The organism is Chitinophaga sp. YR573, assembly GCF_900110995.1.
GTDB lineage: Bacteria > Bacteroidota > Bacteroidia > Chitinophagales > Chitinophagaceae > Chitinophaga.
This window is the reverse complement of the sequence record NZ_FOJF01000002.1, coordinates 1,225,417-1,239,737: the sequence shown is the minus strand read 5'-3', so window position 1 is coordinate 1,239,737 and position 14,321 is coordinate 1,225,417. Positions and strand designations below refer to the sequence as shown.

Sequence of the window (14,321 nt, the reverse complement as noted above, 5' to 3'; positions counted from 1 at the left end):
TTTGAACGTTTATGTTTAAGTCAAAATTAGACCGTACATTTCCAATGATAAATGACATTTGGTAAAAATGGAATGTGACAATTATCAATAAAGGGATTGTGAGCTTTCAGCGTTATTTTTTTGCCGCCTGTTTTCTAATACGACTGAGCGTCTCCCTTGTGATGCCCAAAAATGAGGCAATCATATACAAGGGAATTCGATTATAAAGCGTTGGATATTTGTTCACAAAATTATCATACCTAACTTCTGCCGGTTCGCTAATATTGCTGAAAATCCTGTTCTGATTTGCTTCAAAGTTTTTGGCGGTCAGGCTATCGATCATACGTTTGAAGTTGGGAATAGTAGCAAGAAGATGATCCCATATTTCCCTGGAAAACCAGATTAACTCACTGTTTTCAAGCGCTTCGATATAACAGTTACTGGGCTCGCCGGACATGAAACTGGTAAAATCAGATATCCACCAATTTTCTATAGCAAATTTCATGGTATATTCCTGCCCATCTTCTCCTTTGCGGAATAAACGGAAACATCCATTTGCAACAAAGCCAATAAAATTACTAACTTTCCCTTCTTCAAGCAGATAGTGATTCTTTCGAACTTTTTTTGACACTGCGGCTTGCCTGATCAATTCCAGTTCGATTTGAGTGAGCTCCCCCTTTTCAACCAGGTATTGGGCGAAAAATTCAAACATGTTAGACAGCTTTTAGCAAATCTATTCAAAAGTCTTCAAACTGTCCATTTCGCCGGTTTAACATGGTAATAAAATGACCTACAAATAGTTTTGGCTTTAACCAGATACCAGCTATAAAAAAGGCGGCAGATCACTGCCGCCCGCTGGAGTACTACTTCATTAAACTTAAATTGGTCAGGCCGCCGTCAGACAGTATCTCTGTACCAACGATAAAAGCAGAATCGTCAGATGCGAGAAATGCAGCCGCTCTTCCTATGTCAGCAGGCACTCCCTGCCGTCCTACCGGCGTAATATCTATCCAAATTTTTTTGACAGCATCGACTTGTTCTTCAGGCACAATCTTTCCAAATACAGGCGTGTCAATAGAACCCGGGGATAGCGTATTCACTCTAATCTTTCTTGACAAAAGGTCAAGCGATAGACCTTTGGCAAGGGAAATAACTGCTGCTTTCGCAGCACTATAAATGGTCATGCCGGGTGCCGCACGATGTGCGGCGCTTGAACCGATCAGGATGATGGATGCTCCATCGTTGAGATATGGCAAAGCTTTCTTAACAGTGAAATAGGTGCTTTTAAGATTCAGATCCATATACAGATCATAGCTTTCCTCCGTCACATCATCAATGCCAGCCATCGGTACGCCGTCAACGATCCCACCTGCATTTACAACGAGGATATCGATCTTACCGAATTTAAGCCCTGTTACCCTGAATATATTTTCCAGGTCACTCAAGTTGGTCACATCTCCTTTAACCCCGATAAATCCCTCACCCAGTGCTTTGGCTGAACTATCCAGCGTTGCCTGATTTCTGCCGGTAATCACGCCAACGGCACCTTCAATTTTCAATGCTTCTGCAATGCCAAACCCTATACCGCTATTACCTCCGGTAACTACGGCTACTTTGTTTTCTAATTTCAATTTTTCAGGTATTTAGTATGATGCAAAGTTGAGGTTTTGACTGTTGGGCAAAAAAGACATTTGTCAAAAAAGGATTGTGACAAATGTCAATAAACAGAGTACCTCAAATTAAGATATCGCCTCTTTCAATGAAGATTTTTGCAAGATATGGGAATATTGCAAACGGCGGGACATTGACTAACAGATTACAAAACAGGAAAAGGAACCGCAACACCTTTCTCCGTTTTGTTTATGCCGATATCAGCAAATCGGTAAGCGAGGTTGCTTATAAGCCTGGCTTTAAGTTAGCTCATGTTTGACCCAATAAAAAGGCCTTATGACTTTGTTTCATAAGGCCTGAGTATGTCAAAAAATATTTAATAATTTTTAACAGCTAAACGAACATTTTAAGATGGGATACTAAAAACGACTTTACCTAAAGCACCCTCTTTGATTATAGTTTTATAAGCTTCCTTATAATCTGACATGGGATAGGTCTTACTAATGTGGATATCAAAACCTTTTAATGTATCTTTTGCCAATCGATTTAAACTTTCTGTATCTGATTTCATTAGAAGAACTTTATATTTCTTTCCAGATACAATATTATTTGAAAATGAATGCACAAAATTCCATAGCGAAGGGGTTACGGTAAAATAAATTGATTCAGGCTTCATCAATTTTTTAGCTTGCCTGAAAGATAATTTTGCAGAGAGTTCAATGATAACATCAAATTGCTTCTTTAATTTCGTCACATCTTCTTTGTTGTAATCAATCACATAATCACTACCCCATTTCTTTAACAAGGGGTGTCCTTTTGCGCTTGAAACAGCCGTTACAATCGCTCCCAGGCTTTTAGCAATCTGTATAGCAAACATACCTACTCCTGCGGATGCACCATTTATCAAAATTTCCTTCCCTTTGATATTATTAATGTTTTTAGTGAGCATCTGTAAAGCTGATTGACCGACCGTTGGTATTGCAGCAGCCTGCTCAAATGACAGATCCGCAGGCTTTTTAGCAATTTCTTTTTCATTCACCAGGATGTATTCTCCAAGGGCACCTTCTTTAAAAGGATTTATTACGCCAAACACGTCATCCCCCACTTTAAATTTTTGGATGTCCGGGCCTATGCTTTCTATTGTTCCGGAGAAGTCGCAGCCAACAGATTTGGGGAATTTCTTGCCTGATATCAGTTTGACCTCACCCATTAATATCTTCCAGTCAATGGGATTAATAGAAACTGCCTTTACTTTAATCAAAATTTGTTGCTTATCGGGAATTGGCTTATTTACCTCTACGGAATGTAAAACGTCGACACTGCCGTATTGATCATAGACTATTTTTTTCACAGATTTAATGTTTTTCTTAAAAATTTACTAATCGAAAAGATGGTGAGTCACTCAATGATCTATAAGGCCGCACTTATAAAGTGCAGGAACGTCGATAACATTGAGGTGATCGCTTTTCGCTGTAAAATTACCGGAACGGGAATTGAATATCGTTGACTTGGATCAACAAATCATAGGTGGGCAATTCTTTTTCTAACCCTGCTTAGTGTTTCTTTCCGGATGCCAAGAAAGTTTGCAATGTAATGCTGTGGAACACGCAGCAATAAGGATGGTCTTTCCTTAAGAATTTCCAAATACAGCTCTTCAGGTGATGCCGATTTAATTCGGTTGGAATTTTCTATTATAGCGGCATTATCAGAAAAACTCTTTTGAATTGTGAAGTGCTGAATCCAGGGTGTCTTTGCAGCGTTACACATATCATCGCCTGTTATACACAATAACTCGCAATCCTCAAGTGCCTGCAGATTCATGTCCGTCGGCTTTTGCTTAATCATACTTTCGACCTGGCCAACCCATGTATTTTCCTCATAAAATTGGAAAATTTTCTCATTGCCCCCGGTATCGATCCAATATTCGCGCAAGCAGCCTTTTAAGGTAAACGACCAATACTTAGGAACTTTACCAGCTATGTAATGGAACTCGCCCTTTTTTAAATAAACCGGTTTAAACAGCTTAAAAAAGAGTTCAAACTCATCTCTGGATATTTGGACATAAGAGCAGATATGAGTATAAAGTATATCAGTGTCCATTTTAATCAAGGTTTATAAAAATTTATATTTTGGAGCTTTCCCTTACTTAATTGGAATATCAGCTATAACATTCATATTTTTAAAGCCATTTTTATCTAATGGGTAGTTATAAGCAATTCTAATTCAGAAGTTTAAATTTGAACACATTGAAAAGTACCAAATTAGTAATTTTAGCTGATTTTTATAAGAAAACTGACTTAGCCCTCCCTGGTTGAACCTGCCCATCTGGACAGTCTTTCCTTTTTCCTGTACTTCTATCACCACATCAACATCATGCATGAAGCTATTTTCACCCCTAAATTTGCCTTCTTTGGCAGAGTGTAACTGCCATTAGTATCCATCGGGTTTCAGGTGGAAAAGAAAATGGGGAAGGTGGCATTTTAACCACCTTCCCCAGTCTAGTCGGGCAGACAGGACTAAACCTCGGACCAGAGGCACTGAGGTTCCTCGATGAGGGTATACAACGGGCAAGGAAACACCTCAGGCTGTAGATGGTCTGTAAGGGATTGAATACATTGATCTTAATACATGTATATCATTTGTAGTAGTGTGTTTTACACAAGTGTATAAGACATCTTTTATATTTGCCAGCACTATGAACCTGATAATTACAAAACAATATAATTTCAAATCCCAGACCTAAAATGGAAAGACCTCAACAAGTTCCCGAAGAAGCCGTGTATGTAGCAACGAATAAAGAATGGCAGCTTGGCAATACAAATGAAGTGGGACACAAAATTGGCCTTTGGAAAACATGGCACGAAACCGGCTATTTAAGGGTAACAGTGGATTATAGTGACACAACCCTGCCCTTCCACTACCAACGCTTTCACCCCGATGGCACACTGGCGGAAGAAGGCGACTGGTACGGCGGCTCTAAATTTCTTGGAATCCTACGTCATATCAAAAGTGATAACTCTACCATTGAGCGATTCCCTACAGGTCTATCACCAAAAGTCTGGATCGTTGAATATAATTTCATCGATGAACTCATTTATGATAGTGAATTATATTTCGACAGAAAGGGAAACCTGGTCAGCAGAACTGGCGAACTGGCACCAGCAGTACGTCCTGCCAATGTGCCTGCACGTGCTCATTTTGTAAAAGATAATCATTCACCTGCCAACTGGGCAATGGGTATCTTAGATTGTCGTGTCCGCAATTATGTTGGTGAATATACCGAGTGGGACAAAGATGGCAAACTCGTGCTCAGAAGAATACATAATAAAAAGGGCACAGACCTGGAAAAATATCATTATAAAAATGGCCTGTTAGATAATTCGCAGGTATATGACGAGCACTTCAACTACACGGGTACTTACTATTATAAAGACCTTGATCCTGTAGTGATGGAACGTCAGATCTTCCACCGGAAAGACAAAAAAGACCAGTCGTACAGTTACTTCAATAGAGATGGAAAACTACGCTACTCCGCACGCGAAGAAAAAGTATCTGATACGCACATATGCAGGTACTATAATAGTCAGCTGGTGTGTGAAGGTATCAACACCGGCGAAATAGAAAACGCTGTAATGGATGCAAAATACTACCTGGCAGATGGTACTGTATTCATTGACTTTACCTCGCAGGGCAAAGGTACAGGTGTATGGAATCTGTATGAGACTGGCGGTAAGATAGCAAAACAGATTGCCGTATCAAATAATGACGTTGACCTCTGGCTGAAACGGGCAGATGTGTTCATGCCAGACATAAAAGATTACAACGACAAAACCACAAAGACAGACTGGGATGCTGTAAAAGAAAACTTTGAAATACGATATCAGAAATATCTTAACAAACAACAGCTGAACTCACAGGTTGAAATAGCACCATTAAGAGTTGAATTGGAGAAAGTAGATTGGGAAACCATTGACACCCCATATGACGATGCATCAGAACTTCCCCTTGCTATTTATGGTATGCTGGCCGAAGATGAAGCAATAGCTAAAGATAGTGCAGCTAAGATCTGGACTCAGATTGAGCACCAGGAAAGTGTTTATGAAGCCACTTACATAGTAGCTGGCATACTCGGCCGCATGCTGCCGTTTTATAAGCACCTGCCAGTGGTTCAATTGCGTCTGCTTGATTTCTTGTACGATGTATTCAATCTCTATTATATTAATTCGGAGGAGGATCTATACACAGAACTGACAAAGGGACTAAAATCTGCCTTACCCACCCTGAAACAATTGGCCGTTGATAACGATAAGGCAAAATACATCCTGGTACACGCCGGCAACAATGAACAATTCTTCATACAGGAATGGCAAAATACCACCTATCCCCTCGTTAAACGAGGATACGCCCTATTCTCCCTGTGTTATTCCTATATGCTTAAAAAGCAAAGCACTAAACTCATCGCTACCCTGTCTCCTTCTTTCGATACGGAGGCAAATGTATTCCTCCGTTATGTCATGGCAGCATACCTGGTAGCAGCAGCTGGTAAAAAAGCACAGGATGAATGGCTGAAAGAATTGCTCAGCGTATTAGCCGATCATTCCAGCCTCCAGGACGAATTTGGCAAAATGCAACCATATACAAATGATAGTGATATTCAGTTATACACTTTAAAGATGTTATTCAGAGCCAATCCGGATATGCTTGAACAGCATATTGAACCGCTGATAAACACACTGCCTGATGTTGATATACTAAAAAGACTCACCTATTTTGAATTGATATTTGCAGTCTTATTTAAAAAGAAAACAGCCCTCAAAGATATCACTCCAATGAGAAAGAAAGCATTGCTGGTAGCTGCAGACGAGGTAGAGAAAGATCCCGGTTTTGTAAACAGAAAGGAGATATTTGACCAGTATAATATCCCACACGATGCATCAAAACTTAAAAATCTAGCGAAATAACATAAAAAAAGGTCCTGATTTTTGTCAGAACCTTTCTATCTTGACTTTTTAACCTTCATCCTGTAAGCGGAGAGTAGAAGTGTTGCAAATTAAAAAAGCCCTGAAAATCTTATTGATCAAGAATTTCAAAGCTTTTTTTTGTCGGGACGACTGGACAGATTTCTAACCTACTAATAAATGATTTATTGGATATTCAACGGATTACGCATATCTTAAATCATAAAATGGAAGTCAGAAATGTTGCCCGACGTTAAGCATTGAGTGATTCATAAACGCTTCAAGCCATTGCATTGCATACTGGAATCGATAAACTTTAGCTGCATATCTATGCTGAGTGCCAATAACCCAAAAAGGAAGATTAAACGTTAACGGAATGGTAAAGAGATGACAAACACAAGATAAGTGATGTGAATAATCTGCGATTAGTACAGACTTGTATTCATTTCGTCATTCTGAGAAGCTGTTTAAAAAAGGTAAATCTCCTATTCTGTTACTCTTGTCCATTTTACGGTTTGTCCAAGCAAAGAAAGTCCAAAATATCCACGCATTTCAAGGGTATTGACACTTTTTAATTTCAATTTTGCGCTATAAGTTCGCCCACTCCGTGCATCGTATAATTTTCCGCCGGTATATTCTCCGTCATCATAAGAAAGGTCTGACATAAACACCATGTTTAACCGTGTTCTTGTTCGCAATTTAGGATCTGGATTTTTAGTATCCTTCAGGGGAGTCTTACCGTCTTTTTCGTATATCCCGCTGCCCCAAAGTAGTCTGCCAAAATACTTATTGCCTGATTTGAAAATTTCCATTTTGGCATCCTTATCTTCATTAAGCCATACACCAAATACCTTGTTGGCTTCAGGAGTAATTTATGCAAACACGTTTGCAATAATGAACAGGAAATTCAATAATAAAACAATTTTTTTCATAATTTGAAATTTTATTTTTTAAGGCATAACTACTTAGGAAGAATGATGACTTTTTGGGATCTTCCCCACGCTACAAAGCCTGCCAATAATCCAAAGACCAAATTGATTGGTAGTGCTTGCATTTCTCCTCGTGAAATGTGAAAAATAAGAGCGAGTGCCATTACCACTACTAAACCCAGGGCAGCCCAAACTGTAAGCGAAGGTCGAATGCGTAGTATCGATGGAAGTAATAACCCGATCGCAGCCAGGAGCTCGGAAACCCCAATAATTCTTACGAGTGCCACTGGGATGTCACCAGGCCAAACCAGTTGCGCTGCAAGGTCTGGTATCGGTGAAGTAGATTTCATTAAACCCGCTATTCCAAAAGCGGCAGCAAGAATGACTTGTACTATCCATAAAGCAACGTTAAGACCTTTGGAGGATCTTTGATTTGATACAGTTGAGGTTGACATACTATTTAATTGGTGGGTTACTTTTTCTTTTTTAATATCAGACATTAAGTATTAAGGTTTATTTAAAATTCGGTTTTTTAGAAGATGCGCGGTATCACGAAGTGCCTCATCAATTGGTTCTGGTTTAAGACCAAATGTTGCAGTTGCTGCACTGGAATCAATGAGGAACGGAGAATCGAACTGATAGCGTGTTGTTCGCAACTCACGAAGCATGGCGACAAACACACCGGCAGCCCATAATATTGGATAAGGAATCACTGATAATTTAGGACGCTTTAATCCGTTCACTTCAGCAAAGCGAAGGATAAGTTCTCGTGCGGATATTGGCGCATTGGTGGGAACATGCCAGGGCCTGCCCCAGGCACGGGAATCCTCGGCCACGGTTACCAACAATTTAGCTGCATCGTTCACCGAAGTCCAACTACGCGGAACATCAAGAGGTATTGGCGACATAACGGACTTGCCTTCCATTAAGGGTTTACATAGCGCCAACGAAAACATTGAATTTGGCTGAAAGTGGTCACTGGAACGTATTTCTGTCGCTCGTATTCGTCCGGCTTTGTGAAGAGCCAACGTATCGCTCCATATATCGGCTCGAACACGAAGCTTCGGATGTGTAGCAATAAGAGGTGTATTTTCCGACATCAAACCTTTTACAGGACCATAACCATACAGATTGCTATAAGTAGCCAGAACCGCGCAGGTTCGCTCTGCTACGATCAGCAATGCCGCACCCAGGGGTGGCCAATCTTTCGGCCAGCTATTGTAGGGTGGACTTGCGCAGTTATATATCGCAGAGCTTCCCTGGGCAATTTGAGTTAATTCATCTGCATTGGTGGCGTCTGCGGCAACCCGCTTAATATAGGGATGATCTGGCCCGGAGCCACTTCTTGTTACAAGAATTACCTGCTCTCCGCGTTCTGCTAACAATTCCGCCGTGGCAATACCAACAGCACTTGCACCAATAACTACATGTGATTTGAGAAGATTATTACTGTTCATGATTGTGTGAATTTTGAATATACATTTGCAAGGAATTGCTTCACCGCAACAGGTTCCCTGCCTAACAGTTTCATCAAGTCTGTTTCGCCTGATACGAATTCACCTTGTTTGGCGGCTTCGGCAAAGCCGGCAAGCATCAATGCATAAGCTTGTGGTACACCTGCACCGGTTAACGTATCAATGTATGTTTTTGAGTCTGAACTATGATAGTTTATTGTTTTACCCGATATTTCGCTTAACAACTTTGCAATTTCTCCAAATGAAATAGATTGCGGATTTGAGATGTTGTACGTTTTGTTTTCATGTCCATTTCCCATTAAAATATTTGCAGCAGCCTCTGCCATATCAGTTCGAAGGGTAAAGCCAACCTTCCCATCACCTGCAGGAAAGAATATTCCGTTCTCCAGAACCTTTTCGCCTAAAAACCAGGGCAGCAAATCCATATACAGATTACTCCTTAACAGGGTATAAGCCATGCCGCTTTCTTTAATTGCATTTTCGGTATCAATATGAGAGTTAAGTACCAATTGTATGGGTGAGTTACTAATGTCAGGCCTGCGTTTAGCACTTGTATAAAGAATGTGTATTACGCCGGCTTCTTTTGCTGCTTTTACTGCATCTACCTGTTGTTTACTGCGGTGCTCTAATTCAGTACCTGACACGAGCAGTAATTTGTGCGCCCCTTTAAATGCTTCCTGTAAAGATGCGTAGTTATTATAGTCGCCAATCCTGATAGCTACACCCTGTTCCACTAAATCTTTACCTTTTTCGGTGCTCCTTACCATCCCTACAAGTTTATTTTTATCAATACCTTTTTTCAAAAGCGATTCAATGGTTGCTTTTCCAAAATGCCCGTTGGCTCCTGTAATGAGTATCATGTTGATTAATTTGTTATAATTTTAATGGTTTAGAATATTTTAGGTTGAATAAGGGCTTTCTGTTTCTTTCCCCCAGGCAACAAATGCAGCATGGCCAATAAAATGATGTTGAAACTTACCACCGAGGATTCACTTCCAATACCCGCTCCATTATTTTCCATTAACTAGTTAAAGGAGCGTCTGTACTCTAATGGGGAGCAATTTGTTTTATTCTTAAATAGCTTGTTGAAAGATTGTGCGTATTCAAAACCAAGCTGAAAGGAGATTTCGCTTACGGAAAGTTCAGTGGTCGTCAGCAGAAGCTTCGCTTTTTCGATCACTTTATTATGAATATGCTGTTGCGCAGTTTCGCCTGTTAACATTTTCAACATGTCGCTGAAATATTTAGGTGACATGTGGAATTGCTCTGCCAGTGAGCTGACTGTTGGCATTCCTTTCTCTGCAAGCGCTGAGCTATTGAAGTATTGCTTTAAAACAGTTTCCAATCTTGTCACCACCTTGCTACTGTCCGGCTTCCTTACTATGAATTGACGCTTATAATATCTGTTACAATAATTCAGCAGAAGTTCTACCTGCGAAATAAGTATGTCCTGACTTGAAGCATCAATTGGCAATCGAGACTCATGATATATTTTTTCCAGGATGCTCTCAATTGTTTCCTTTTCTATTTCAGAAAGAATGAGCGCTTCATTGAACTCATAGTAAAAGAAACCGTATTCTGAGATCTTTTCACCAAGCGGATATCCAAGAATCAAATCCGGGTGAAAGATCAACATCCAACCTTGCTCAGGTATTTCACCACCTTCGCCTGCCGACACCACCTGACCAGGCGCCATGAATAACATAACGCCTTCATCAAAATCATAATTTGTTTGACCGTATTTTATTTTCGTTTTGCAGTCTTCCTTTAGCATTATTGTGTAAAATCCCATTGAGTAGCGATTATCAGTTTCGACAAAACGCTGCGGTAGATCTTCAAAGCGAATAACGCTTATCAGTGGATGGGTGGGCTTGGAAAAGCCGAAGCCCTTACACATCTCAGTGATAGAATTAATCCTGATCAAAGGTTGTTTCGACTCTTCCATGTTTTTAATTTAATGCGTTAATTCTTAAGTGTTGCGCGGTAACCTTTCGCTATCTGTTTAGTTAACACTGAATTTGGAATAAAGTTAATTATCCTGGACAGAGTTCTGTTTCTTTTAGCGACAACTATCGTCTGACCTTTCTTTAATCCTTCCAGTGCCGTTTGAACAACTTCTTCCGGTGTATCTAATTTCCCGCCACTTCCGAAAAATTTCATCTGGTGCGATCGAATGCTTGCTGCCGAAAAGAAGTTCGTATCTGTTATACCAGGAGCCATAAGCACGACCTTAATGTTAAACGGCCTGTTTTCCTCAGCAATCGCCTCACTAAAAGAGCCGACAAATGCCTTTGACGCGGCATAAGTTGCCATGTAAGGAACTGGCTGAAAACCAGCACCAGAACCAACATTGATAATTGCCCCGCTCTTACGCTGTCTCATTAGAGGAATGAACCGGTGGGTTAAGGCTACTAAGGCTTGCATGTTCAACGTCATAAGGTCGAGTTCACTTATTAAGCTTAGGTCGGCAAAGTCGCCAAGTGAGCCAATGCCCGCATTGTTGATTAACATGTTAATCTCCAAGCCGAGTTTTACCGACTGATTGTAAATCAATTCGTCCGATCCATACTTTGTCAGATCAGCAGTAATATAATTTGCTTTTATATTATGCTTCCGGGAAAGTTCATCGCAAAGTTGTTTCAGCTTATTTTCTGAGCGAGCCACCAGGAAAAGATTATGTTTTTCTGCTGCCAGCGTACGTGCAAAAACTTCTCCGATACCGCCTGATGCTCCTGTTATGAGTGTTGTTTTCAAGATTTCTGTATTTTAATTACAATACAAAAGTCGGAGTTAGATTCAAGTTTGAGTTATCCAAAAGGCGTCTCGTTGTATCCAAAAGGCGGAAAATTGTCGGTTATTGTAAATACTAAATACTTCTTTTCGGTTTTGGCGAAATAATCTATGTTCAATGATTATCTGTTTGACCACAATAATACTTGTTGATTATTCATTTCTGAGTATGTACATGTAATGGGGCATTAAAAAAGCTCTGATTTTTATCAAAGCCTTTTCCTGATCGTACCTTTCGAAATAACAAGTTGAGTTATACCCATAATATATACAATTTATAACTTCCTCCTATTGAATTTAAATTTGATAAATTTGGGGCAAGTAAATAAATACTATGCATCTACTCTGGGATACGCCTTTTCAGTTACAGCTCAGTTTTGAGGAACCGATCCGTGCTTTTGAGCAGTTAGCTGAAAAAGGAGATGTACATGCCCAGGCTCTGCTGGAAGAGGTAGCCAGGTTCCCTGAGTTGAGGACAGGGATAGAGGATGTTGCGTTATTGAATGAGCAGGCAGCGCTGATTAGTCAGCTGCTGAGGGATTACTTCCCTCCTCTCCTTAGCGCGAATGAAATCAAGGCAGTGAGTGTACCTCTTACTACTATTATATTTAATCACTCGGAACGGTTTAAGAAGATATTAGAGGCAGCGGGGGATGATTTTGAGATTAATATCAGGGGGATGACTGACCATCAGCATTATGTGATGAGCTGCTGTATTATCCTGAATGAATATTATGGGACTCACCTGAATTTCAGTAATCCCCTGTTTTATGATATCCCTACTGCTTCAGGGATTACCAAGCACTATAGGATATTGTATAATGCAGATTTCCTGGATATCATTCCTACGGAGAAATTCATTCCTTTAACCGAAGCAGATATTGACCAGCTGATCAATAACTTTGATGATACGGCTTTGTGGAAAGAGAAGTTCCCTCTGGATAGCTGGTTGCTACGCGGCTTCGCGATTATGACACTGTTTGATGCTACAACTGAAAATGCAGTGTCTATTTTGAAAGAGAAATTACTGGGGATTAATGCGGATGGTTTCAGGGAAAGTGTTGAGTCTATCTTTCGTTCTATATACCAGATCCCCGATGTACAGATAGGGTTTACCGCTTTTAAAGACGGGGCATTTGGACCTGATCCTTTCGGACAGCAGCTGAGTAGTTTTATTCTGAAAGGTGGTGGAGGCGAGGCTTCAGAACTGATGTGCAATCAGTCGTATTGCAGTGTGATACAGGAAAGGAGTTACTTCGCCGTGGCAGATACGGCGTTGTCTGCAAGTGGGTTGTCAGCGAATATGTTATCACAGGGTATCAGGAGTTTTATACTGGCGCCCATAGAGAAGAATGATGTACTGTTTGGAGTGCTGGAAGTGGTGTCTTTCAGGCCGAAAGAGCTGAATAGTATTAATGCGAATAAACTGGAAGTATTAATACCGTTCCTAACGGATACTATTGAACGATTAAGCGCTGAATTACAGAATCATGTACAGGCGCTGATACAGGATAAATATACGACCATTCATGCCAGTGTGTACTGGAAGTTTAAGGAAGAAGCAGAAAGGTTTATTTATAATAAGCAGTTAGGCCTGGATTATAAACTACAGGAAATTGTGTTTCCGGGTGTATATCCCCTGTATGGACAGGTGGACATCAAAGGTTCCTCCGAGGCACGGAATACCAGTATACAAAAGGACCTGAAGAAACAGTTAAAAGCATTGCTGGCCATATTCGTACAGGTGAATGCGCAACAACTGGTGGAAGCGTCTTATGATATGGAGTTACAGCTGAATAAATACCTGGCAGAACTGGCTTTGCCTCTGCAGGCAAGCACGGAACAGTATATCAATAATTTCCTGAACAGAAAGGTGCATCCCAGGATCAGACAGGTAACGAATGAGTCTATGGTACAGGTGATCTATGAATACTTCAATACTGATTTTCATGTTTACCGCACAAAGTATGAGACGACTATTTCGATGATCAATGAAGAACTGGCTACGATTATTGATGAACGGCAGATTGAGGCTCAGGAGACTTTTCAGCATTACTTTGAAAGATTTAAGACGGATGGTGTAGAACACAATTTATATGTGGGAGCAGCTATTGCACCTTCGGCGGATTTTAATATGAAGAAGCTGTATGCGTTGCGCATGTGGCAGTTAAGGGTGATTTGTGAGATGGAACAGGCGCATTATCATTTACGTCCCGTATTGCCTTATCCGTTAGAAGTGACAACGCTGGTGCTGGTATATCAGTCGCATATTGATATACGGTTCAGAATGGATGAGAAACGGTTTGATGTGGATGGGAGTTATAATGCACGGTTTGAGATTGTGAAGAAGAGGATAGATAAAGCACATATTAAGGGCAGTACTGAGCGCATTACCCAACCGGGGAAACTGACGATAGTATATTCTAATGATGTGGAAGCTCAGGAGTATGGCAGGTATATTAAAGTGTTGCAGGGCGAAAGGCTGCTGGATGGGGTCGTAGAGCAGTTTGATGTGGAGGACCTGCAAGGTGTTTCAGGATTGAAAATATTGCGGACAAAGATTCTGCATCATTCATAGT

Annotated in this window: 12 protein-coding genes; 2 read left to right on the top strand and 10 right to left on the bottom strand. The window is 40.5% G+C overall.

All coding sequences use genetic code 11. The annotated features are described in order from the left end of the window. Positions 1 to 112: 112 nt before the first annotated feature. From BMW86_RS24855 to BMW86_RS24840, 4 genes are all read right to left on the bottom strand, one after another. A complete protein-coding gene (locus BMW86_RS24855) occupies positions 113 to 691 on the bottom strand; it encodes a Crp/Fnr family transcriptional regulator (protein WP_089785084.1) in 579 nt (192 codons plus the stop codon). 151 nt (positions 692 to 842) lie between these two features. Next, a complete protein-coding gene (locus BMW86_RS24850; protein WP_089785082.1) occupies positions 843 to 1,610 on the bottom strand; it encodes an SDR family oxidoreductase in 768 nt (255 codons plus the stop codon). A 386-nt stretch (positions 1,611 to 1,996) separates the two neighbouring features. After that, positions 1,997 to 2,941, bottom strand: coding sequence for an NAD(P)-dependent alcohol dehydrogenase (locus BMW86_RS24845; protein WP_089785078.1), 945 nt, complete (start codon positions 2,939 to 2,941; stop codon positions 1,997 to 1,999). Positions 2,942 to 3,111: 170 nt separating this feature from the next. Then, positions 3,112 to 3,690, bottom strand: coding sequence for a Crp/Fnr family transcriptional regulator (locus BMW86_RS24840; protein WP_089785075.1), 579 nt, complete (start codon positions 3,688 to 3,690; stop codon positions 3,112 to 3,114). 644 nt (positions 3,691 to 4,334) lie between these two features. Between BMW86_RS24840 and BMW86_RS24835 the strand changes: the two genes are divergently transcribed. After that, complete coding sequence (locus tag BMW86_RS24835; RefSeq protein ID WP_089785074.1) at positions 4,335 to 6,551, top strand: toxin-antitoxin system YwqK family antitoxin; 2,217 nt, start codon at positions 4,335 to 4,337, stop codon at positions 6,549 to 6,551. A 482-nt stretch (positions 6,552 to 7,033) separates the two neighbouring features. Here BMW86_RS24835 and BMW86_RS24830 read toward each other — a convergent pair whose 3' ends face one another. From BMW86_RS24830 to BMW86_RS24805, 6 genes are all read right to left on the bottom strand, one after another. Beyond that, the gene (locus tag BMW86_RS24830; RefSeq protein ID WP_255373015.1) at positions 7,034 to 7,420 is read right to left on the bottom strand and encodes a DUF2147 domain-containing protein; all 387 of its coding nucleotides are present in this window, start codon (positions 7,418 to 7,420) and stop codon (positions 7,034 to 7,036) included. 89 nt (positions 7,421 to 7,509) lie between these two features. Beyond that, positions 7,510 to 7,977 (bottom strand): DoxX family protein, encoded by a 468-nt coding sequence (locus tag BMW86_RS24825; protein WP_218149212.1) that lies wholly within the window; start codon positions 7,975 to 7,977, stop codon positions 7,510 to 7,512. Between the two features lie 6 nt (positions 7,978 to 7,983). Next, the gene (locus tag BMW86_RS24820) at positions 7,984 to 8,934 is read right to left on the bottom strand and encodes a Rossmann-fold NAD(P)-binding domain-containing protein (protein ID WP_089785068.1); all 951 of its coding nucleotides are present in this window, start codon (positions 8,932 to 8,934) and stop codon (positions 7,984 to 7,986) included. Beyond that, entirely contained in the window at positions 8,931 to 9,812 is an 882-nt protein-coding gene (locus tag BMW86_RS24815; protein ID WP_089785066.1) for an SDR family oxidoreductase, read from the bottom strand. The genes BMW86_RS24820 and BMW86_RS24815 overlap by 4 nt, the downstream gene beginning before the upstream one ends. Before the next feature lie 164 nt (positions 9,813 to 9,976). Beyond that, positions 9,977 to 10,897: a helix-turn-helix domain-containing protein gene (locus BMW86_RS24810; protein ID WP_089785064.1), complete on the bottom strand. Its 921-nt coding sequence runs from the start codon at positions 10,895 to 10,897 to the stop codon at positions 9,977 to 9,979. 17 nt (positions 10,898 to 10,914) lie between these two features. Then, on the bottom strand, positions 10,915 to 11,706 hold the full coding sequence (locus BMW86_RS24805; protein ID WP_177189380.1) for an SDR family NAD(P)-dependent oxidoreductase: 792 nt from the start codon (positions 11,704 to 11,706) through the stop codon (positions 10,915 to 10,917). A 370-nt stretch (positions 11,707 to 12,076) separates the two neighbouring features. Between BMW86_RS24805 and BMW86_RS24800 the strand changes: the two genes are divergently transcribed. Next, complete coding sequence (locus tag BMW86_RS24800) at positions 12,077 to 14,320, top strand: GAF domain-containing protein (RefSeq protein WP_089785059.1); 2,244 nt, start codon at positions 12,077 to 12,079, stop codon at positions 14,318 to 14,320. Position 14,321 lies beyond the last annotated feature (1 nt).

Bases quoted from the DNA above. Each gene is read 5' to 3' on its own strand.
- BMW86_RS24800 (WP_089785059.1), top strand. From the start codon at position 12,077: ATGCATCTACTCTGGGATACGCCTTTTCAGTTACAGCTCAGTTTTGAG.
- BMW86_RS24840 (WP_089785075.1), bottom strand. From the start codon at position 3,690: ATGGACACTGATATACTTTATACTCATATCTGCTCTTATGTCCAAATA.
- BMW86_RS24825 (WP_218149212.1), bottom strand. From the start codon at position 7,977: ATGTCTGATATTAAAAAAGAAAAAGTAACCCACCAATTAAATAGTATG.
- BMW86_RS24855 (WP_089785084.1), bottom strand. From the start codon at position 691: ATGTTTGAATTTTTCGCCCAATACCTGGTTGAAAAGGGGGAGCTCACT.
- BMW86_RS24835 (WP_089785074.1), top strand. From the start codon at position 4,335: ATGGAAAGACCTCAACAAGTTCCCGAAGAAGCCGTGTATGTAGCAACG.
- BMW86_RS24815 (WP_089785066.1), bottom strand. From the start codon at position 9,812: ATGATACTCATTACAGGAGCCAACGGGCATTTTGGAAAAGCAACCATT.
- BMW86_RS24810 (WP_089785064.1), bottom strand. From the start codon at position 10,897: ATGGAAGAGTCGAAACAACCTTTGATCAGGATTAATTCTATCACTGAG.
- BMW86_RS24820 (WP_089785068.1), bottom strand. From the start codon at position 8,934: ATGAACAGTAATAATCTTCTCAAATCACATGTAGTTATTGGTGCAAGT.